This window comes from Paenibacillus lactis (genome assembly GCF_017873605.1).
GTDB lineage: Bacteria > Bacillota > Bacilli > Paenibacillales > Paenibacillaceae > Paenibacillus_AQ > Paenibacillus_AQ lactis.
Map to the genome: position 1 here is coordinate 81,364 of NZ_JAGGKI010000007.1, position 22,164 is coordinate 103,527.

Consider the following 22,164-nt stretch of genomic DNA (forward strand, 5'->3'; position numbering starts at 1 on the left):
GTGCATTATGCGTAGATTCGGTTTATGCTCGATCCCGCTCGTTCTGGCGTTATTGCTGACAGGATGTTGGAATCGAACGGAATTAAATGAAATCGGCTTGATTTCCGCTCTTTGCATAGACCGAAGCGAAGAAGGCTGGATCGTAACCTACCAGTTCATCAACCCCTCGGCGATTTCAGCCGGAACCGGCGGAGCTAGTAAAGCGGGCGGAGGAGAGTCACCCGTCCATGTATTTTCCTCCGAAGGCCCAACGCTTCGGGAAGCGATTGATGTAAGTTACACAGAATCTCCCAGACGATTGTATTTTCCTCATGCAGATGTTCTCGTTCTCGGCAAAGAGGCAGCAAGGAAGAGCATTACAGATGTTATAGATTTTTACTGGAGAAATACCTACTTACGAGAGAATGTCAGCGTGATGATAACGGAAGGGCAGGCAAGTGAAATGCTTAAGCAGCTTATTCCACCGGAACGTCTTCCAGGCACTGCAATGGCTCATATCTCAAGGCAAACGGATCATTTCAACAGTAATTTCCCATCGATTAAGATGTATGAGCTGACACGGAGTCTGGATTCTCAATCCGGTGTAGCCGGTGTTCCTCAGGTTGAAGTGGTTGGGGAGTCGCAGTCAAGGATCGAATCGATGGATCAGCTGCATAAAACCTCTACTCCCGCCAAGGTCAGAATTACAGAATTGGCCGTCTTTCGAAAAGACCGGAGCGTCGGGACGTTAACGCGCAATGAGAGCATCGGAATATCTTGGTTAACGGACAAAATCCGAATCAGTGCATTATCCATAACCTGCCCAGGCTCCAATAAAGGAACTGAGAAATTCTCCTTTCAAACGTTTTCCGCGAAAACCAAAACCCGAGTCCGTAAAGAAGCGGATGGGTTTACAATGTTGGTCTCCGTTAAAGCAAAAGGCAGGATCAGCGAGTCCAACTGTCCTGAAAATCTGGCGAATTTATCCAATCTGCGCGCTGCGGAAAAAGAGATTGAGGAGGTGATTAAGGATTACATGAGCAAGGGGTGGGAAGCCTCCAAAAGGCTTCAAGCCGACCTGCCTCATTTTGCAGATCAAATCCATCGCAAATATCCGAAGGAATGGAGTAAAATCAAGGATCAATGGGAGAAGGAAGGAATGCAGTCCACCAGGCTTGTTCTGCAAGTTAACGTTACCATTGGTCAGACAGGCATGTCTCAAAAGACGTTCAAACCGGATGGAGGCTAGCCGCTTCATATTTAAATGGATGCTGAAACAAGAAGGGAACCATGGAGATGAAACAATCCATACGAGTTACCGATTTGGTATGTTTTCTAGCGGTATTTGAAGTCGGAAGCACGACGTTGTTCTTCTTGGGGGCTGAAGCGAAACGGGATGCATGGATCGCCATGGGCATTGCCGCTTTGATCGGATTGCTCCTGCTGGCCATGTATCTGTTAATCTACCGGTCCAATCCTGGGCTTGATTTATATGGCTTGTGCAGAAAGTATTTTGGCAAAATCATCGGCTCTGCGGTTAACCTAAGCTTTGCCGGTTATTTTGCATATGAAGCCTCCCGTAATTTAAGGGATCTGGGCGAACTCACGCTATTAACGTTACTAGACCGAACGCCGCTAATGTTTATCATGTTGACGGCAATTATCGTGGTGGCTAATACCGTAAGATATGGCCCCAAAGTGGTGATTTGGATGTGCGCGGGTTTTTTGCCCATCATTATTTTGAGCTACTTCACGATTTATACGCTGCTTGTTTCTTCGGGGCTGATTCAATTTGAGCTGATGCTGCCTATTCTGGAAGAGGGATTCCGTCCTGCCTGGACGGCCGCCGTCCCGGAAATCGTATCCTTTCCGTTCGGGCAAACGTTATTGTTTTTGCTCTTTTTTCCTCTAGTCAAGAAAAAGGAAAAATTGAGTCGGAGCGTGATCATTACTTACGTAATTACGGCGATTTGCTTAATTATGATTAATCAAATCAATATCCTCGTATTAGGCCCGACTCAAGCAGCAAACAGCACGCTGCCGCTTCTGCAGGTGGTTCAGCTTATAGATATTGCTGAAGCCTTTGAACGGTTCGATGTTCTATTTGTGATCGTGTTAGTTCTCGGTTTGGGTACAAAAATGGCTGCATTTTTCATGGGAGCCGCCATGGGGCTTCATAAAATTACAGGGCTATCTTATAAAATGTGGACGGTCGTCGTTGCTGTAGTCATATTTGCGTTAGCGTTTATATCCCCCAATTATCCTCACCATATTTGGCTCGGCATTAAGGTTGTCGTTACCTACGTAACTCCGATCTTTCAAATTGCCTTGCCGCTGATTCTTGTGCTTGTGATATGGATTCGAAGCATGTGGACGAAGCAGCGTCAATGAATGAGACCATGGAAAAAGATGTTATTTCAGTGCCGGGAATATTATAATGGAGTCGAACGACATCTTATGGCGGTAGGAGGGACCTTCTTGAAATTAACCGAGCTGATTGAACATTTGGCCATTGCTCAAATCCAAGGGAATGCTGACGTTGACATCACGGGGATCAGCATGAATTCGAAAGATTTGCAGCCTGGGGAGCTGTTTGTTTGTATACCGGGGATTCCGGGATTACAGGAAGACCGACATCAGTATGTAGAAGATGCGGTAAAAAAGGGCGCAGCTGCAATCGTTGTCGAACGTGATGTTGAATCGTCTGTACCGACAATTAAGGTGCCGAATGCCAGATATGCGTTAGCCCTGCTGTCGACTCATTTTTACGGGTATCCAAGCTATAATCTTAAGCTGATCGGGGTAACGGGAACTAAAGGAAAGACAACCACAAGCTATATGATAGAGTCGATTCTTGCACAAGCCGGTTTCCGTACAGGGTTAATGGGAAATATCGGCACGAAGATCGGTTCGAAGATGTTTAAAACCGACATCAACACGCAGGACCCTCCCATTCTGCAATCGAATTTACGAAAGATGAAGGAGCAATCAACCGATTATTGCGTCATGGAAGTGAGTTCCCAAGGTCTGCATATGGGAAGAGTGCTCGGTTGCGATTTTAGAACCGCTGTGTTTACTAATTTAACGCATGACCATCTGGATTATCACAAAACAAAGGAAGATTACCTTGCGGCAAAAGGCATGTTGTTTTCCGGTTTAGGCAATTCGTTCGCTCCGGATCCCGCCAAACGAAAATATGCCATTTTAAACGCGGATGACGAGGCTTCCCGATATCTTAGTGGGATAACCGCCGCACAGATTATTACATACGGGATTAAAAACCCTGCAAATGTCATGGCTAAAGATATGAAGTTGACCCCGAAAGGAACGAAATTTACAGTTGAATCGTTTGCGGGAGTTGCCGAGATCGAGCTGAGACAGGTTGGCATGTTTAATGTGTATAATGCGCTTGCTGCTATAGCTGCAGCTCTTGCAGAACAAGTTCCATTTGATGTCATTCAACTAGGGCTGCACGGTTTGAGCAACGTTTCCGGCCGAATGGAAGTCATCGATGAACAGCAGGATTATCTTGTGCTTGTTGACTACGCTCATACTCCGGATAGCTTGGACAATGCACTGTCCACCTTACGTGAATTTGCGGATCAGAGGATCATCACCGTGTTCGGATGCGGCGGGGACAGGGATCGAACCAAACGTCCCGCGATGGGGATATTGGCGGCGAAGCACAGTGATCATGTAATCATCACTTCCGATAATCCTCGTACGGAAGACCCGCACGGAATCCTTAAAGATATTGAGCTTGGCGTGCTGGAGTACGGGATGTCGTCCGAATCCTATGAAATGATTGCCGATCGGCGGCAAGCGATCATTCGGGCAGTGAATATGGCACGCTCCGGAGATATCGTCATCATCGCGGGGAAAGGCCATGAAACGTATCAAATCCTGAACGACCAAACGATCCATTTCGATGATCGGGAAGAGGCCAAGGCTGCGATTCGTAACCGGAATCATTAGCATATAACATATCAAGGTCCCTATCCAAAGCGCTGATAGGGGCTTTTTGATTCTTATCCACAGCTTATAATGACCCATGACCCGGATTCCATCATTTCAAAGGCGGCCCCTTTAATTCAATGGCTAATAGAGAAGCAAAGCTAGGCGCCCCGCATCATTTGTTTGTTGCAAATTGATGTAGAATCATTTATCATAGACTTCACAGGTCCATAATTGTGATAATAAGAGGAAGGGAGGGTAGACAAAATGCAGTTCTCCAAAAGTACGGACTACGCCCTGCACGCATTAATTCATTTGGGTCTTCCGGAGCGCGACACCAACGTCGGAATCAAGGAATTATCCGCAACGCTTGGGGTTTCCGAAAGCTACTTGTCCAAGATTATGTCCAAGCTAAGACAGGATGGAATCGTCCGTGCCGTCCCTGGGGTGAACGGCGGCTACGAGCTTGCCAGACCCGCCGATCAGATTACATTTCTTGATGTGATCCAAGTAATCGAAGGACGACAGCAGTTGTTTGAATGCTCGAATATGAATTCGCGGCAGCATCAGTTGTTAGCTCAAGAGGGAGCTGCACAGCAGGAACAACCAGCGAGAAACGGATGTCTGGTGGAGAAGGTGATGGAAGGCGCTGAGGAGCATCTGCACCAATACTTACGGGAGCATACGATTCAAACGGTACTGGATGAGGCTCTCAAGCACCGCAGCCATGAATCGCACAAGAAGTGAACCACTTCTTGCGGCTTAATTATGGACATTACAGATCTATGGAGGTAATTAAAAATGACAACAAAACAGTTTCTTGATGTAGCGATTATTGGCGGCGGCCCGGCAGGATTGAATGCTGCGCTCGTACTGGGACGGGCAAGGAAAAATGTAGTGGTGATCGATGAAGGTCGTCCCCGCAACGCCGTGACCCGTGCGACCCACGGATTTCTTACACGCGATGGCATCAGCCCTGGCGAATTCCGGCGAATTGCCAAGGAAGAGATCAGCAGCTATCCTTCCGTAACTTTCGTGGGGGATGCGGCCGTTGCGATTACGGGCTCGGATGGTCATTTTCAAATTACAACTGCCCAAGGGAACACCATTACCAGCAAAAAAGTGCTGTTTGCCGTTGGAATGAAGGATCAGCCGCTCGATATTCCGGGACTGGCAGAGGCTTATGGGAAAAGCGCGTTTGTATGCCCATACTGCGACGGATGGGAGTTAAGAGACCAGCCGCTAGTCATCATTGCCAAAGGAGCAGATGCCATGCACTTGGCTCCGTTAATATCCGGATGGACCAAGCAGTTTACCATCTGCACGAATGGCCCCGATGAGCTGACCGATGACCAACGCGAAGAGATGCAGCAGCATCAAGTACCTGTGTTCGACTCACCGATTCGGTTCATTGACTCAAGCGAGGGAATCGTGCGGCAAGTCGTTCTCGAAGATGGGACGTCCATTCCATGCAGGGGAATATTCTTCAAACCGACGCTTGTCACGGGCTCGGATCTTCCGCAAGCCATGGGATGCAGCATGACAGAGATGGGGGCCGTTGTCGTGGATGACTTTGGGAAGACAAGTGTCCCGGGCGTTTATAGCGCAGGGGATGCGGCATCCCGGCTTCACCAAGCGGTTGCTGCAGCCTCCATGGGAGCCTTTGTTGCAGCGGCTATGAACAACGAGATGAATTTGGAGGCTTGGAGAAGGAATGGCTGATGCCATACTAATCGGTATGTTCCATTGCTATAATGAACAACAGAACCGACGGGTGAGAATCGTGCTACAAAACATCCTATTGACAATCCTTAACAGGTAATGATAAGCTACGAAAAAGTCCGATAATTCCAATTGGAATTATTAAATTACACAGTTGAAAAACATAAAGTCGACCATACCATTGGAGACGTAGGAGAGCTGCAGCATTTCAGCTAATTCCTGCGTTTTTTTGTTTTTCACGTATAAGAGGAGAGGGGGCTTACTTCGAGAAGAGCGTGAAGAAGAATACATAATGGAGTTAAAAAAGATGCAGCAGTATATAGAAAAATTATCCTGAAACGATGATTGAAATTGGTTTGATACCAATACCAAGGGACTTTATAAACATGAAAAGGGTGGTTTATATGAGAAAACAACGGTATTCAGGGTTGATAGTGCTTTGGTTATTGGCGCTATCCGTCGTTCTGGCGGCATGCTCCTCCAGCCCGCAAAGCACGCAGACGGAGGCTGCGTCTACTCCCTCATCGACCCCTTCCGCGAATGAATCGTCATCGCAAGCGAATCAAGGAACGGGAGAACATTTACTTCAAGAGCCATTGCCTGCACAGGATTTGTCCAAACTACCGGATCGAGCCAAGCAGCGAAATGATGCGATTATCGTCACCTTGACGAACCCGAGCGGTGCGTTTACTCCATATTTTACACAGGTGGGATATGACGGCAATGTGAACTCCGTGCTATATACCCCGCTGGTCAGGGTCGATACGAACGGCTTGCCGGTCCCGGGACTCGCCGAGAAATGGGAGGTTTCCGAAGATAAGCTGACTTATACGTTCTTTCTTCGCGAGGGTTTGAAGTACAGTGATGGATCGCCAATGACGACAGAGGACGTCGAATTTACGTGGACCTTGCTTCACGATCCATCCTACGACGGCCTCAACAGCGTAGTGGAAACCAACATCAAAGGCGGGAAAGCATACAAGGAAGGTAAGGCCGATTCCATCGAAGGTATTCATGTGATCGATGAGAAGACAATATCCGTGACGCTGGAAGAGACCAATGCGACTGCACTGACGGTGCTGGGCGGCCCGATCTTATCCAAAGCCTACTATGGAAAGGACTATAAGTTCGGCAATCTGGATTACATTAAAAACCTGCACGCCAACCCGATCACGAACGGGCCATACAAGCTGGAGAAGTTCATTCCCGGCCAAGAAGTGCGTTTTGTTGCGAACGAACACTATATTTTCGGAAAGCCGAAGACGGAGTATTTCATCTATAAGACGACCGAAGGAGACACTTGGCAGTTTATTGAAACGGGAGAGGTCGATTACGGCAGCTTCTCCGCTACGACGGATAATATCGAGAAGCTAAAGGGCCTCGGCTTCTTGAATTTGATCCCAAGCACAGCGAGCAATTACGGATACAATCAATTCAATTTGGAGAGGGACCATCTGAAAGACAAGCGCGTCCGCCAAGCCTTGACTTACGGGCTGAACCGCCAGCTGATCTATGTCGATTCCAGGCAAGGTGCAGGATCGCTTGCCAATATTCCATCCTCTCCAATCCTGTGGTCCTATACAGAAGAAGGGATTAATCCCTACCCGTACGATCCGGAAAAAGCAAAGCAATTGTTAGATGAAGCCGGCTGGAAGGTCGGTGCGGACGGCATCCGCGAGAAGGACGGGAAGAAGCTGCAGATCAACTATCTGGGATCGAAGAGCCCGAATACGGATATTTTTATCGCCGTTGCCAAGGAGAACTACAAGGAAATCGGCGTCGATTTTATCCCTGAGCAGTTCCCTGATTTCAATACGCTCGTTTCAAAGGTGAACGGCGGGGATTTTGACATGGCCTCATTCTCTACGACGATTATCAGTGATCCTTCCCAGGGCGTTAGCAGCTTTATTAAAGGGGAGACAAAAGGCTATAACAATCCTCAAATCGACGAGCTTTATGCGAAAGGTTTAGCAACAGACGACATAGAGGAGCGCAAAAAGATTTACCACGAAATGTTCAAAATTCTTAACGATGAGCTGCCGATCATGTTTACCAACTATACCAAATCGGTGATTGCCATCAATGGCCGCATTGACGGGTTCGAGCTAAACCCGCTGGCGGGGATCGCCCACAGCTTGCCCGACTGGGAGCTTAAATAAGTACGCTTCAGCCAGCAAGTGGCTGTGAACCGCTTGATAACAAAGACATCTCCAGCCTGAGCTTTTCAGGCCGGAGATGCTTGATTGAAGGAGAGAACATGAGAACCTATTTGCTCCGAAGATGTTTATATATGCTCTTAATTTTGATTGGCGCGTCCTTGTTGATCTTTTTCCTGTATTCTTTAACGCCCGGCGATTACGTCGACAACAATTTGAGCTTAAGCGAGGAGCGCAAGGCAGAGCTTAGGGAGATACATGGGCTGAACAAACCGATTCTCGAGCGATACGTAAATTGGATGGCCAATATGTTCAAAGGCGATTTCGGATATTCCCTGGCACAGCAGCGTCCGGTCCTCGATCTGTTTCAGGATTACATATGGAATTCCTTTTTGCTAGCGGTGGTCTCAACGTTCTTTACCTGGTTCTTTGCCGTTGTCGTCGGCGTACTGACGGCCTACAAACAGTATTCGCTGCTCGATACGCTGGTTATGGTCGGCATATTCGCCGCTATGTCCATTCCTTCGTTCTTTATCGGGCTGTTCCTGATCAAAGTGTTTGCCGTCGATTTGAAAATCCTTCCGCCGGGAGGAATGATTACGACCGGCAGCCGTGCCGTAGGCTGGGAATATGTCGCCCAGGTTCTGCATCATATGCTGCTTCCGGTTGCCGTCATGGTGCTGCTCGGCGTAGGCTCGTTGACCCGGTACTTCCGCAGCAACATGTTGGAAGTCATTAAGCAGGATTATGTCCGTACCGCCCGGGCCAAAGGGTTGAAGGAGAGAACGGTTCTTTATCGACACGCGTTGAAAAATGCGATGCTGCCTGCAATTACTTTAATCGGCTTTGAGCTGCCAGGATTGTTCGGGGGCTCCATCATTATCGAGAAGATTTTTAACTGGCCGGGAATCGGTCAGCTGTACATGCAGTCGTTTACGGTCCGGGATTATCCGCTCTTGATGGGTTTTACGATGTTTCTGGCCATCTTGACGGTCGTCGGTACATTCATCTCCGATATCCTCTATCATACTTCCGACCCTCGGGTCAGGCTTTAGCGAAAGGAGGAGCTGCACATGTCTATTCCAACGACGGCAGGACGTCCGGAAAAAGCCATCCGCGCCCTGGATGTATCCGATTCGTTATGGCGGCAATCGATCCGCCAATTGCGCAAAAACAAGCTGGCGGTCGCCGGCTTCGCTTTTATCGCGTTTATGTTTCTGATCTGTTTTATCGGCCCGTTATTCTCGCCCTATGCAGACGGCAAGATCAACCCCGCCAATATGCACCAGCCTCCGAGCGCCAAGCACTGGCTGGGAACGGATCTGCTCGGCAGAGACGTGCTCACAAGGCTGCTGCAAGCCGGCAGGATTTCGCTTACGGTAGGTCTCGCATCCATGGCGCTGTCGATGACCATTGGAACGGTTCTCGGTATCGTTTCGGGTTACTACCGCGGCGTTGTGGATCAGATCATTATGCGGGTTGCCGACCTGTTGTTCACGATCCCCGGACTTCCGATCCTCTTCATCATGGGGGCACTAATGTCGGATTGGAAGATTCCGACCGATTATCGGCTGTATCTCGTGATGCTGATGCTGAGCATTATCGGATGGCCGGGCGTGGCGCGCCTTGTCCGAAGCCAGATGCTGACATTAAGGGAACGGGAATATATGCAGGCTGCCGACGTGCTCGGCCTCAGCGATAAGCGGAAGCTGTTTCGCCATTTGCTGCCCAATGTATTTCCGCTGCTGATCGTAATCGCTACATTGAGCATTGGAGGGGCGATATTGTCGGAGTCCGCGCTCAGCTTTTTTGGGCTTGGGGTTATGCCGCCGACGCCGACCTGGGGAAATATGATCGATGCGGCCAACAATGTGATCGATTTCGAGAAGCGGCCCTGGCTGTGGATCCCTCCCGGACTGGCCATCTTTTTGACGGTCATTGCCATCAATATTTTCGGCGACGGGCTCCGAGACGTTCTCGACCCTAAACAGAATACAAGCAGGTGAACGGAAGATGAATTCATTAATCGAGATTAATAACTTAAGCACTTATTTTGAATCCGGCGCAGGAACGGTCAAGGCGGTTGACGATATTAGCTTCCGCATCCGTGAAGGGGAAACGGTATGCATCGTGGGGGAATCCGGCTGCGGAAAGAGCATCACGGCGATGTCGATCATGGGGTTGGTGGATGAACCTCACGGGAAAGTCGTTGGCGGTCAAATCCGGTTCGGAGACAAGGATCTCTTGAAGATCAGCAAAGAAGAGATGCGGCGCATCCGCGGCAACGACATCTCCATTATTTTTCAGGAACCGATGTCCTCCCTTAATCCGGTCATCACCATCGGCAGGCAAATTATGGAGCCGCTCATGCTTCATCAAAAGCTGAACAAGAAGCAAGCTTATGCCCGGGCGCTGGAACTGATTGAGTTAGTCGGCATTTCGAGGGCTGAACAAATTGCGGCTTCATACCCGCATCAATTGTCGGGAGGCATGCTGCAGCGGATCATGATCGCGATCGCAATCTCCTGCGGCCCTAAGCTGCTGATTGCCGACGAGCCGACAACGGCGCTGGACGTAACGATCCAGGCTCAAGTTCTTGAAACGCTCCGTCAAAGCAAGGAGCAATCCAATATGTCGATCATGCTGATCACGCACGACCTCGGCGTGGTGGCGGAGATGGCGGACTATGTGATTGTCATGTATGCCGGGAAGATCGTTGAGGAAGGGGATGTCGAGGAGCTGTTCGAGCGGCCGAAGCATCCATATACCCGGGGACTGCTAAAATCAAAGCCGATCATCGGTCAACGAGCAGAACAGCTGTATTCGATACCAGGGCAGGTCCCGAGTCCGCTTGAATTGACGGAATCGTGCTATTTCCATGATCGGTGCGAATCCTGCATCCCGATCTGCCGAATCCGGCAGCCGAAGCTAAGCGAAGTGGCAGCCGGTCATTTAGCAGCCTGTTGGCTGTATGAAGAGGAGGCGGAAGCGTGAGCGAAGCATTGCTTGAGGTGCGCCGTTTGAAAAAGTACTTTCCGATCAACGCGGGGCTGTTAAACCGGACGGTCGGCTACGTTAAAGCCGTGGACGATATCAGCTTCACGATCCAGCCGGGAGAGACCTTCGGTCTTGTCGGCGAATCCGGGAGCGGCAAGAGCACCGTTGGACGGACCATTTTGCGGCTGCATGAGAAAACGAGCGGGGACGTGCTTTTTAAGGGAATCCCCTTTCACGGGCTGCCCAAAACGGAGGTCCGCAAGCTTAGACCCAAGATGCAGCTGATATTCCAGGATCCGTACAGCTCGCTCAACCCTCGCATCCGTATTGGCGATGCCATTGGCGAATCCTTGCTGGAGCATGGTTTGGCGGAGAAGGATGAGCTTCGCGACGTTGTGCTCGATGTGCTCGAGGCGTGCGGTCTTTCCTCCTATCATTACAGCCGGTTTCCCCATGAGTTTTCCGGCGGACAGCGGCAGCGGCTCGGCATCGCCCGGGCTCTGGTGCTGAACCCCGATTTTATTATTGCCGATGAGCCGGTCTCGGCGCTCGATGTCTCCATTCAAGCCCAAATCATTAATTTGTTCCAGAAGCTTCAGCATACCCGGGGATTGACCTATTTGTTCATTTCCCATGACTTAAGCGTAGTCGAGCATTTGTGCAACCGGATTGGGGTTATGTACCTCGGCTCGATGATGGAAATGGCTTCACGGGACGAACTGTTTAGCCGGCCGCTCCATCCCTACACGAAAGCGCTGCTCTCGGCAATTCCTGTGCCGGTGCCGAGACTGAAGCGGGAGAGAATTGTTCTCAAGGGCGATATTCCGAGTCCGGCCAATCCGCCTTCAGGCTGTAAGTTTCATACCCGCTGTCCGCTTGCCACAGCCCAGTGCAAAGAGCTAGTGCCCGAATTCCGTCTTGTCGGCGACGATCACTATGTTGCCTGCCATTTGGTGTAACACGGGGGGTGATTGCGGGCAATCTCTGTTTTGACTAATGGTTAAACGAATAAATGCTTCGGACGATAGAAGCACGAAGAAATGATAAAGCCAATGAAACAACGAACGGGCATGCTCCTTTCGCTTGCGCTCATTCAAAAAAACCGCGAAACATCGCGGTTTTTTTGCGTGTAACCTTCCTGCTTGATTCCATCGTTAACCAGTTTTTTACTTTGTACATCCGGTCCGTCATGATAGAATATGAACTTCACTGTGAAAATAAGGAGTGCAAGGAATGGATTTTCAATGTTTTAAGGCTAAAAAAATCAAAAACCAACGAGTCATGTCGAGAGGCTGCCGCTTCATATACATGGATCAGAATGATGTGTCTCGGAAGAATGGAGGGAGCATGTGAATTCGAAAGTGAAAGCCTATCTCCCGATGTTATGGATTCTGGTCATTCCGGTACTGAACATCTTTTACGCTGTACTAAACCAGGCGCATCTGCCGGTTTACAGCCTGATGACGGATCTGGATGCCCAAATTCCGTTTGTGCCGATGTTTATCATCCCTTATCTGATATGGTACCCATTCATCATCATCGTTCTGTTTATGCTCTGTATCAGGGAGCGTAGTGTATATTACCGGACGCTGCTAACCCAGTGTCTCGGTTTGGTTGCTTGCTATATCATATTTTATCTGTTCCAGACGACGGTTGAGCGTCCGACCGCCATGGGGACTGGGATTTTCGAAGGCTTAGTGAACCTGGTGTACAGCACCGATAATCCTTATAATTGCTTTCCCAGCATTCATGTGTTGACCAGTTATTTAATGATCAAGGGTGCAATGGCTTGTGCATCCTATCCTAATTGGGAACGGACAGCGGTGAAAGTATGTGCCTGGATGATCATTGCTTCGACCCTGTTCGTGAAGCAGCATGTCCTTCTGGACATCGCCGGTGCCATCGCGGTGGTCGAGCTGCTATGGTATGGGGTAGGCAAGCTATCGTTGGGTCAGCAATCGAAGTTCAAGGGAGAAGTCGTTCGTCAAAATTTAACGGCTGATTAATAAATTATTTCTAGATATATCAAATGGTAAATGTAAGTCTCAGGCGACTGCACGAAGCAGTCGTCTTTCTTTTTGATCCTTACGATAAAGTCACCAACGTTGCATCATAAAGTCATGAAGATAGTGGCCCGGCAAAATCAAATGGCTATAAAATGGGGATGTAAAGGTTTACATGTCGTGACAAAGGGGTTGGAACATGAGAGACACGTCTCATTTTATGAAGAGTTTGAAGAAGTATAAATGGCTGCTGCTGATGACGTTGCCAGGGATCGTCTATTTATTCATCAACAACTATATCCCGATGTACGGCGTGATTCTAGCATTTAAGAACTACAATTATGTCGATGGCATTTGGGGAAGTGCATGGGCCGGATTTGATAATTTTAAATTTTTGTTCAACTCACAGGATGCTTACATCATTACCAGGAATACCTTCCTTTACAATTTCGTCTTTATTGTGCTGAATCTGGTCTTAGCGGTTCTGGTTGCGCTGCTGATTAATGAGATTAAGAATAGAGCGATCAGCCGATTCTATCAAAGCACATTTCTGCTGCCGCACATTATCTCTATGGTCGTGGTTGCCTATCTGGTCTACAGCTTTCTAAATGTAGATAGCGGCCTTGTGAACAGATTATTGATCAATTGGTTTGGTTCCGAGGCGGTTTCTTGGTATGGTGAGCCCAAGTATTGGCCATACATACTGGTCATCGTCAATGCATGGAAGAACGTAGGATATCTATCCATCATTTACTTCGCTGCGATTATTGGTATAGACAAAGAATATTATGAAGCCGCCACGATCGACGGAGCAAGCAAGTGGAAGCAGATGTCCCGGATTACCATCCCGCTAATTTTGCCTGTTATCATCACCATGACCCTGCTTGCGGTTAGCGGCATTCTGCGGTCGGATTTCGGATTGTTCTATCAGGTTCCAATGAATACTGGCGCTCTGATCCCGACAACGAACACCATTGATACTTTTGTCTATCGTGCGATGATTCAATCGGGGGATATAGGCATGTCAACTGCAGCTGGATTCTATCAGTCCGTTGTTTGTTTTGTACTGATATTAGTAGCGAATACAGCCGTAAGACGGATTAATAAACGAGACGCTTTATTTTAACAGAGGGGAGGTCAATGTAGTGAAGGAAGTGAGCGCAAAAAAATGGATCGGCGCATCCTCGATTCACCTGTTTTTTTTGGCATTTACATTTGTATCATTAATTCCGTTCATTCTTGTCTTTATGGTGTCCATTTCGAGTGAGGATTCCATCCTGCAGAACGGATACTCGCTGTTTCCAAGTCAGATCAGCTTTGCAGCCTATCAATTTTTATTCAACGATTTTTCGGAAATCGCGAAAGCTTATGGGGTTACGATCTTGTCCACCCTGGTCGGTACTGTCGTAAGCCTCTTTATAACAGCCCTGTTCGCTTATCCGTTATCCAGACCCGAGCTTCCGTTTCGCCGCACCCTTTCGTTTTATATTTTCTTCACCATGCTGTTCGGCGGAGGAATGGTGCCTTGGTATATCACTTATGTGAACATGTTTGATTTGAAAAATACGATTATGGCCATGATCATTCCCAACTTGCTGTTAAGTGCCTTCAATGTACTGCTTATGCGCAGCTTCTTCGCCTCGTCCATTCCGGAATCCGTGGTTGAATCCGCGACGATTGACGGCGCAAGCGAAATGAAGATCTTCTTTAAAATCGTTGTTCCGCTTTCTTTGCCGATTATGGCGACGATTGGCCTATTCAACACGTTAGCTTACTGGAACGACTGGTACAACTGTATGCTGTTCATCGATAAACCCGAGTTGTATAACATCCAGTACCTGATGACAAAGACACTCACGAATATTCAGTATCTTCTGATGAAATCCAATAGCTCGGCCCAGGTCGGGGAACTGCTCGCCACCATGCCTAGAGAAACGGTCCGCATGGCCCTCGCCATTGTTGGGATTGCTCCATTGATGTTTGCCTACCCGTTCTTCCAGAAGTATTACATAAGCGGAATTACAACCGGTGCCGTGAAAGGTTAGCTTTAAAACCACTGTTCAATTGAGGAGGTGGGGCAGGCGATTCGCACTTTAATAACGCTCTTTGAGAGAAGATAAATGTTGAGAGGAGAATTCAGGGATATGAAAAAGGCGCATTACCTAGTGCTTATATTCATGCTTTGCGGAATACTGGCATTAACAGGTTGTAGTAAGGGAGCTGCCGGTACCACACCGACTCCAGCGGATCAAACAGGAAATAATTCGGATTCCTCGCTTAGCCCTTATAAAATAACGCTTGTTTACCCGGCAACGGCTCCTAAAGATTTACTGCTTGTTCAGGAAGAAATGAGCAAATATCTGACCGAAAAGATCAATGCTACGATTGAGCTCAAACCCATTGAGTGGGCTTCATGGGATGATAAAACCAATTTGATGAAAATCTCCAATGAACCGTTTGATCTGATGTTCACAGCCAGCTGGTTCTCGTATGCGAAGGATGTTGCTAAAGGGCAGTATCTGGAACTCGATGATTTGATGGCCCAATATGGCAAAGATATTCCGGGCATCCTCGGCGAGGAATTTATCAAGGGATCCAGAATCGGAGGCAAGCTGTACGCACTTCCCACCAAGAAAGAATTCGGGCAGGGGTTCGGGTTCCTTCTAGACAAGAAGCTGGTAGATAAATACAAGTTCGATATTAGTGGCGTCAAGACGCTGGAAGATATGGAAGCGATGTTCAAGACGATTAAGGACAATGAGCCTGGTGTGACTCCAATCGTTTCAAGCAAATTCACAAATATTTGGGATGCAGCCAATTACGATTACATCGTGGCCAATCTCGCGGTACCACGGGGAAGTAAAGAATTGAAAGCCGTTGATACCCTGGAAGACCCAAAATTCATCGACTTCTACAAACGAATGCATCAGTGGAATCAGAACGGCTGGTTTGATAAGGATATTCTTACATCAGACGCTGACCAAGGGATGAATATGATCAAGGCAGGCAAAGCCTTTGCGGTTGCCCAATCCTTAAAGCCAGGGAAAGACAAGGAAATGAGCATATCATCGGGTGTAGAGGTTGTGCAGGTAGAGACGGCGGAGCCGTTTACAACGACAGGAGACGCGCAGGGCGCGATGCTCGGAATATCGCGTACTTCTAAGGATCCGGCAAGAGCGATGATGTTCTTGAATCTGCTATACAGTGATCCGAAGCTGCTCAATATGCTGTACTGGGGTATCGAAGGTAAACATTATGTCAAGAAATCCGATAATGTGATTGATTATCCTGAGGGTGTGAATGCGGACACGCAAGGCTACCCAAATCCGGGAGGCTGGATGTTCGGGAACCAGTTCAATTCTTATTTATGGGTAAATGAAGATCCGAATAAATGGGAAGAGTTCAAGAAGTTTAATGAACGTACGGAGCATTCGATTGCGCTCGGGTTTGCTTTTAATCAAGAGCCGGTTAAATCAGAGATGGCATCCTTAGCGAATGTCGAGAAAGAGTTCGGGGCTACGCTGAAATCGGGAGCCGTTGATCCTGAGAAGATTATTGCCAAATGGAAAGAAAAACGGAAGTCCGCGGGCTTTGATAAAGTGAAAGCCGAAGTGGAAAGGCAACTGGCTGAGTGGGCTGAGACTCAGAAGTAATAGGGATTAAGGAAAAAGGGGGATTCCAGACCGGGACGATCGATGTGTGTCCTTTATGGGATTCCTTTTTTACCAGTATATCAATATACTCAAAGTGTAGAATGAACTTGTCGAATCACGCAGCTCATTCTGCTAACCTTTTATAGAGCAGGAGTAGTATATGATGTTGAACATTAGAGACTCGCTTCGTTTTAAGTTGATCATCGGATTCTTCACCATTGCCGTACCTCTTGTCGCCCTCCTCCTCTACAATAATCATTACGCGTCCAATACGATTCGAGAACAGGTGGCGGACTCCAATAAAAATTCGATGATCCTTTATTCGCATCAGATCGAGGCAGCTCTGAACAAGGAAACGAATTTCTTGTACAATATCGCGGTTGAAGATCCTAATATTGCGGCACTCTCGCAGCTTCTCGATGATCCTGACGAGTACTTTCTTGCCAAGGCCAGAATTTTGAACACACTTACGCGATACCACCGGTTCGACAACAGCGTCGATCTTCAGTTTATCTACTCCGTTCAGAAGCAGGATCTATTCTATACGCCGATCAGGACCTCGTCCTATGACGAGCTGCTGTCCATCCAAACAACCATTGAACAGCTGGTTAAGCAAGTAAAGCCGGACAGCAGCTATTTCGGGGAATGGAAAGCCATTGAGTATAGCCGGCATAAATACGCGCTGATCAGACTGGTCGATACGGGAGATGATTTTTATCTCGGTGCATTCGTAAAGCTGGAGAATTTGATGATACCGCTGGATATGATCCATCTGGAAGCTGGCTTTGCCGGATTCGTGAATAAGCGGGGTGAAATGGTAACCAACACATCAGCTATTGGAACGCAGCGTCTGGACACTGCCCTCGCCTCCGAATCCAATCAAGTGTATCAAATGGTGGGGAAGGATGATCGAAAATACATCGTGGTCATGGATCAAATTCAGGGCACCGATGTCATTTTAAGCGCCTTCATTCCGGAATCGCAGATGCTGAAAAATCTATTTCACTTCCGGAGAGGGATTATCATCATATCCATCGTGGCGTTAATTATTCTGGTGATTTATTTGGTTTATCTCAATGAGACGATTCTGAAGCCTATGAACGATCTTGTACGCGGAATGCGCAGGATCAAGCATGGGGATTGGACTACACGGCTTCATTCTTCTAAAGCAAAGGAATTCACCATCATTAATGAAACTTTTAACAGCATGGCCTCCCAGATTCATGAGCTGAAGATCAGCGTATATGAAGAGCAGATCAAAGCGCATAAGGCAGAGCTCAAGCATTTGCAACTTCAGATCAACCCTCATTTCTTACTGAATTCCATTAATATCGTTTACAATCTGGCTGAAATCAAAAATTACAGCGTGATCCAGCTCATGTGCATGAATCTCGTGAAGTATTTCCGTTTTACAACGAAAACGAATCAAATCGCCGTAACCATCGCGGAAGAAATGGAGCATATGGAGAGCTATATTAAAATACAGCAGCTCCGGTTTCCGGCGCGAGTCAGCTATGAAATACATATTGCCGAGGGTGCAAATCAAGCGGCAATTCCGCCGCTCTTAATTCAGCCTTTTATTGAAAATGCGATCAAACACGGCTTTGATTTCATGGATTATCCATTTCATATTGACATCCGTATTACTTTGCTTGAGGAACATCAATTGGAAATTGTAATTTCAGACAACGGGAATGGCTTCTCTCGGGAAGTGCTGCAGCAATTGCAGTCGGGCAGTTACCTAGAGAATCAGAATGGAGAGCATCTAGGGATTACCAATGTGCAATATCGGCTTAAACATATTTTTGGACAAATGACTCGACTGGAGTTCGATAATATGCCGGATTCCGGAGCAAGGGTACGGATTGTCATTCCTTTCCGAACGGTAGAGCAGTTTTCGTCATATTGATATGGGGGGAGTCGCAATGTATACGGCACTTATTGTAGATGATGAGATCTATGCGGTGATGGGGATCAAGAGCGGCATCCATTGGCAGGAACTGCAGGTGTCCGAAGTGTATGAGGCATATAATATGCGAGACGCATTGCAGGTATTTGAACGTACGCGGATTGATATTATGATCTGTGATATTGAAATGCCCAAAGGGACAGGAATTGAGCTGCTGGAGCGGGTGAATGATATTTCTCCCGATACGGAGACCATTTTCCTGACGGCTCACTCGGCTTATGATTTCATGAAGCGAGCGATTCAGCTGGATGGCTTTGATTATTTATTAAAACCGATCGAATTCGATGTTCTTCAAACAACCATTGCCAAAGCGCTGCATGCTATAAAAGAGGAAAGAGAGCTCCGTCATATGAGAGAGCACTATAAACCTTATTATGAGCTGTGGCGGAAGAAAAAAAGTCTCATTACGGATAAGTTCTGGAACGATGTGTTCTCGGGCAGAATCGTCTGTACTCCAGCGAATGCTGCGGATGTTCTTGAAGAGCATGATCTCAGTGGACTTCAGGATGCCGTCATTCTCCCTGTGCTGGTGAGCGTGGAATCCTGGCAGCGTGAGTTCAGCACAAGGGATGAGGAGATGATGGAATACGCCATCCGCAAAGGAGCATCCGAAATGCTGCTGTCCGCCGGCAATGGAGAGGTCATTCAGACCAAGCAAGGGGTAAATGTTGTGCTTCTTGTTGGAGAGGGTGGAACGAAGGAAGATACTGCCCATGAGCTGAAATTGCGATGTGAGAAGTTCATTCAAGACTGTTATAACTATTTCGGTTGTAAAATTTCCTGTTATATCGGGAATCGCTCCTCACTGTATGAAATTGCGGATACGTATAGGCAGCTGCTGGAGATGGAGTACAACAATCTGAACAAATCCAACCAAGTGTATATGCTCGCTTCATTAGGCAGCCATTCAATGAAGACCATGATCCCGCGAATATCGACCTGGACCCTTCTCATGGAGCATGGGCAGTTGGAGGAGATCCGGCGAGAGATACGCGGTAGAATCGCAGAGTTAAGCGATAAACCTAATCTATCGCTAATGGAGCTTGAAGGCTTTCGGCGAGAATTTATGCAAATGGTCCATTATATTCTCCATAAGAACGGACGATCTGCCTTTGAGCTGTTTAAGGATGAGGAAGGAATGCTTCTGTACACGCAGCCCCGCAACCTTGAACAATTGGAAGCTTCTGCGCTTCAAACGGTTCAGATCATTCATGATCAGTTACATTTGAAACCGTCTGTGATTGAACGAGTACAATCTTATATACAAGAGCATTTAAGCGAGCCGATTACAAGAGAGCAGCTTGCCGGTTTCGTGCATCTCAATCCCGCTTACCTATCGCGCTTATTCAAACGCGAGGTCGGGGAATCGATATCGGACTACATGCTGCATGTCCGGATGTCACAGGCCAAAGACTTGATCGCGACCTCATCCATCCCAATTTCGGATGTAGCCAAAACGTTTGGATATCATAATTTTTCGCATTTTTCCAAAATGTTTAGAAAAGTGTACCATGTCTCCCCTCAAGAGTTCAGACTTCAGTCCAATCCTAATGTTCTATAAGTAGAGAGCAGCTCCTTTAGCCTATCGGCTTACCATTAGGGAGTCGGTAGGGGAGCATCATGCTGAACTTCGTCAAGGGAGACTAGCTCGACAGATTGTAAAGTAGAAAAAAAGACCCGTGCAGGGCTAAACCGAAGAAGAGCCCACGTCGAACGTGGGCTCTGGTCATGATGCCATGTTTGAATGAGCTATTTAGAATTCACGTAGCTGCTTAACGAGATCCGAAGCAAACGTATCCATAAACCGGAGGCGTCCATTCGCTTGGATGATCAGCCCTTCATTCATGCGGTGGTCCAGCCATTCGGTAATCCATCCAGGAGCATAGCCGCCTTGGCCGAATTCCCCGCCAAATGCAATCATTTGACTATAGTTCGCCAAATATTGATCTCGATTCGTATCCGGGTAAGACTTCACGTATAGCCAAAACTGCACGTCATACATCAGATAAGATAATTCATCCGCATGAAATGAAAAGTGACCTTTCTCTTCAACAATACGGGTACAGATGCTGCGGATCTTTTCATTAATATGCTCCACTTCCGTGACTTGAGCGCAAAGCTCCTCAAGCAAAGGCGAGAATTTCCCGTGGGCGACCTTGTACAAATCCGCTTCCTTGTCCTCCTCCGAGGTATCATATTCCTCCTCGCTTACGAGCCCCCGGATGAACGCCTCGAAGTTTTCAGCCAGGAACGTAATCTCATAATCATCTTCCTGATCGACATGGATCACCTCGGGTTCACCATCTCTTCCGCATGCCCGGTAGTCGAGCATCACGACATCATGCCCGGCAGAAGGACAATCGCAGATCACTACGCCAATGTCTGGGTAGCCCCATTCCTCGATCATAAACCGACTGCCGAGATCACCGCCAATCGAATAGCTTTTCTCACGGCCAATTCCCATGATCCCCGTAATGGCAATATGGTCTTCCGCCCAAGAAGTGGGCTCCTCGGTCGGGAAGCAGGTGTTCTTCGGAACCCCTCCGTTTTGCTGCTTCATCAGCGCAATATAAGCGGAGGGGAGCTTGTATCCAAGCTCTTCCTCGATGGAGGCGATCAGCTCATCCGTCGGCGGGGCGGATTGGTAGGAATCTCTTGCATACTCGCTGTCGTCCCAAAAATCAGCTAACGGCATGTTGTCACACGGGGGAGCCTCCGGCACCGACCCGCGGGACGCCAAGGCTTTTCTTTTGGCAGCGATTCGGCGCTCTTCTCTGTCCTGCTTCTCCGCTTTTTGCAAACTCCAGCTTAGCAATAATTCGGTGTGCTCATCGCCGGGCTCCAGTTGATCAGAGGTAGCTAATGCCTGAGCAGCTTCTTTATATCTTTTCAAATGATAGAGAGCGTAACCTACCCGATAATGCCACAGCGGGTCGTGCTGCCCCGCATCAGCAATTTTATCGAATTGGCGGAGTGCATCTTCATATTGTCCCAGGTTGTTATACGCTCTGGCCAGTCGACTGACGGCCTCGTAGTCCCGTTCCTCCTCGGGAACGGTTAACAGCACATCCACGATTTGCTGATGTTCGTCTTCATCATGCCATTGGTTCAATTGCTCCGTAAGGGTTTGTTCCATTCCAGCCTCCATAATATAATCATATTTTTTCATTAAAAAATCGTCGAGAGCCATGCAGCGCCTCCGCCAGCGATCGTCAACACTGCTCCTGCCGCCAGTCCCCATTTATGCTTTGTACCAAGCCCAAGGTGCCCAATGAATCGCGGCAGGATCCAGAGGAAAGCAAGAAGCGAGAATGCACCTTGAACAGCACCCCAAATTACTAGATTCTTGGCTTGATTCAAGTAGGCATCAGCCTGATCTGAAGAGGTAAAGGCAAGCGATGCACCGTTCCGGGCGTTCCAATATGTAATGACCATAAACACAATCAAGGTGAGTAATGTCGAAAAGACGGTTGACGTAAATCTAAATACGCCGCCGCTTGTTTTCGAAGATTTGGCTTCAGGCAAACCGATCAGGAAGAATACAAGACCTACCAATACCACCCCACCAGCTATAGTACATAGAACGCCGTTCACGATACCTCCCGCCATTAAAAGCATAATAATCATACGCTGCTCCAATCGTTGTGAATGATAGACTCGCTTGGCTACGATAAGTATAAGATTAATGTACTTTATGCCATTTGTGCAAATATATCCAATCCACTCACTTT

General features: G+C 47.9%; 18 protein-coding genes. 16 read left to right on the forward strand and 2 right to left on the reverse strand.

All coding sequences use genetic code 11. The features are described 5' to 3' along the window. Window positions 1-7: 7 nt before the first annotated feature. From J2Z18_RS14870 to J2Z18_RS14945, 16 genes are all read left to right on the forward strand, one after another. Window positions 8-1,228: a Ger(x)C family spore germination protein gene (locus J2Z18_RS14870; RefSeq protein ID WP_210094906.1), complete on the forward strand. Its 1,221-nt coding sequence runs from the start codon at window positions 8-10 to the stop codon at window positions 1,226-1,228. 41 nt (window positions 1,229-1,269) lie between these two features. After that, on the forward strand, window positions 1,270-2,370 hold the full coding sequence (locus J2Z18_RS14875; RefSeq protein WP_245256010.1) for a GerAB/ArcD/ProY family transporter: 1,101 nt from the start codon (window positions 1,270-1,272) through the stop codon (window positions 2,368-2,370). Between the two features lie 87 nt (window positions 2,371-2,457). Next, complete coding sequence (locus J2Z18_RS14880; RefSeq protein ID WP_210094907.1) at window positions 2,458-3,954, forward strand: UDP-N-acetylmuramoyl-L-alanyl-D-glutamate--2,6-diaminopimelate ligase; 1,497 nt, start codon at window positions 2,458-2,460, stop codon at window positions 3,952-3,954. Window positions 3,955-4,200: 246 nt separating this feature from the next. Then, complete coding sequence (locus J2Z18_RS14885; protein WP_210094908.1) at window positions 4,201-4,680, forward strand: RrF2 family transcriptional regulator; 480 nt, start codon at window positions 4,201-4,203, stop codon at window positions 4,678-4,680. Window positions 4,681-4,734: 54 nt separating this feature from the next. Further along, on the forward strand, window positions 4,735-5,655 hold the full coding sequence (locus J2Z18_RS14890) for an NAD(P)/FAD-dependent oxidoreductase (RefSeq protein ID WP_210094909.1): 921 nt from the start codon (window positions 4,735-4,737) through the stop codon (window positions 5,653-5,655). A gap of 404 nt (window positions 5,656-6,059) precedes the next feature. Then, on the forward strand, window positions 6,060-7,814 hold the full coding sequence (locus tag J2Z18_RS14895; RefSeq protein ID WP_007131860.1) for an ABC transporter substrate-binding protein: 1,755 nt from the start codon (window positions 6,060-6,062) through the stop codon (window positions 7,812-7,814). 98 nt (window positions 7,815-7,912) lie between these two features. After that, entirely contained in the window at window positions 7,913-8,866 is a 954-nt protein-coding gene (locus tag J2Z18_RS14900) for an ABC transporter permease (RefSeq protein ID WP_210094910.1), read from the forward strand. 18 nt (window positions 8,867-8,884) lie between these two features. Then, entirely contained in the window at window positions 8,885-9,817 is a 933-nt protein-coding gene (gene opp4C, locus J2Z18_RS14905) for an oligopeptide ABC transporter permease (protein WP_210094911.1), read from the forward strand. Window positions 9,818-9,824: 7 nt separating this feature from the next. Further along, window positions 9,825-10,805 (forward strand): ABC transporter ATP-binding protein, encoded by a 981-nt coding sequence (locus tag J2Z18_RS14910; protein ID WP_210094912.1) that lies wholly within the window; start codon window positions 9,825-9,827, stop codon window positions 10,803-10,805. Then, window positions 10,802-11,767 carry an ABC transporter ATP-binding protein gene (locus J2Z18_RS14915; protein WP_210094913.1) on the forward strand — a complete coding sequence of 322 codons (966 nt, stop codon included), beginning with the start codon at window positions 10,802-10,804 and terminating at the stop codon, window positions 11,765-11,767. The genes J2Z18_RS14910 and J2Z18_RS14915 overlap by 4 nt, the downstream gene beginning before the upstream one ends. A gap of 390 nt (window positions 11,768-12,157) precedes the next feature. After that, window positions 12,158-12,814 (forward strand): phosphatase PAP2 family protein, encoded by a 657-nt coding sequence (locus J2Z18_RS14920; RefSeq protein ID WP_210094914.1) that lies wholly within the window; start codon window positions 12,158-12,160, stop codon window positions 12,812-12,814. Window positions 12,815-13,010: 196 nt separating this feature from the next. After that, on the forward strand, window positions 13,011-13,937 hold the full coding sequence (locus J2Z18_RS14925; RefSeq protein WP_210094915.1) for an ABC transporter permease: 927 nt from the start codon (window positions 13,011-13,013) through the stop codon (window positions 13,935-13,937). A gap of 19 nt (window positions 13,938-13,956) precedes the next feature. After that, the gene (locus tag J2Z18_RS14930; RefSeq protein ID WP_210094916.1) at window positions 13,957-14,856 is read left to right on the forward strand and encodes a carbohydrate ABC transporter permease; all 900 of its coding nucleotides are present in this window, start codon (window positions 13,957-13,959) and stop codon (window positions 14,854-14,856) included. A 303-nt stretch (window positions 14,857-15,159) separates the two neighbouring features. Next, the gene (locus tag J2Z18_RS14935) at window positions 15,160-16,464 is read left to right on the forward strand and encodes an ABC transporter substrate-binding protein (protein ID WP_244869098.1); all 1,305 of its coding nucleotides are present in this window, start codon (window positions 15,160-15,162) and stop codon (window positions 16,462-16,464) included. Window positions 16,465-16,624: 160 nt separating this feature from the next. Beyond that, window positions 16,625-18,373 (forward strand): sensor histidine kinase, encoded by a 1,749-nt coding sequence (locus tag J2Z18_RS14940; protein ID WP_210094918.1) that lies wholly within the window; start codon window positions 16,625-16,627, stop codon window positions 18,371-18,373. A gap of 16 nt (window positions 18,374-18,389) precedes the next feature. After that, window positions 18,390-19,994 carry a response regulator gene (locus J2Z18_RS14945; RefSeq protein ID WP_210094919.1) on the forward strand — a complete coding sequence of 535 codons (1,605 nt, stop codon included), beginning with the start codon at window positions 18,390-18,392 and terminating at the stop codon, window positions 19,992-19,994. Between the two features lie 192 nt (window positions 19,995-20,186). On the opposite strand, the gene J2Z18_RS14950 is transcribed toward J2Z18_RS14945, so the two are convergent. Continuing rightward, window positions 20,187-21,569, reverse strand: a complete 1,383-nt coding sequence (locus J2Z18_RS14950) for an SMI1/KNR4 family protein (protein WP_210094920.1) — start codon at window positions 21,567-21,569, stop codon at window positions 20,187-20,189. A 32-nt stretch (window positions 21,570-21,601) separates the two neighbouring features. Continuing rightward, the gene (locus J2Z18_RS14955; RefSeq protein ID WP_144878533.1) at window positions 21,602-22,060 is read right to left on the reverse strand and encodes a hypothetical protein; all 459 of its coding nucleotides are present in this window, start codon (window positions 22,058-22,060) and stop codon (window positions 21,602-21,604) included. Window positions 22,061-22,164 lie beyond the last annotated feature (104 nt).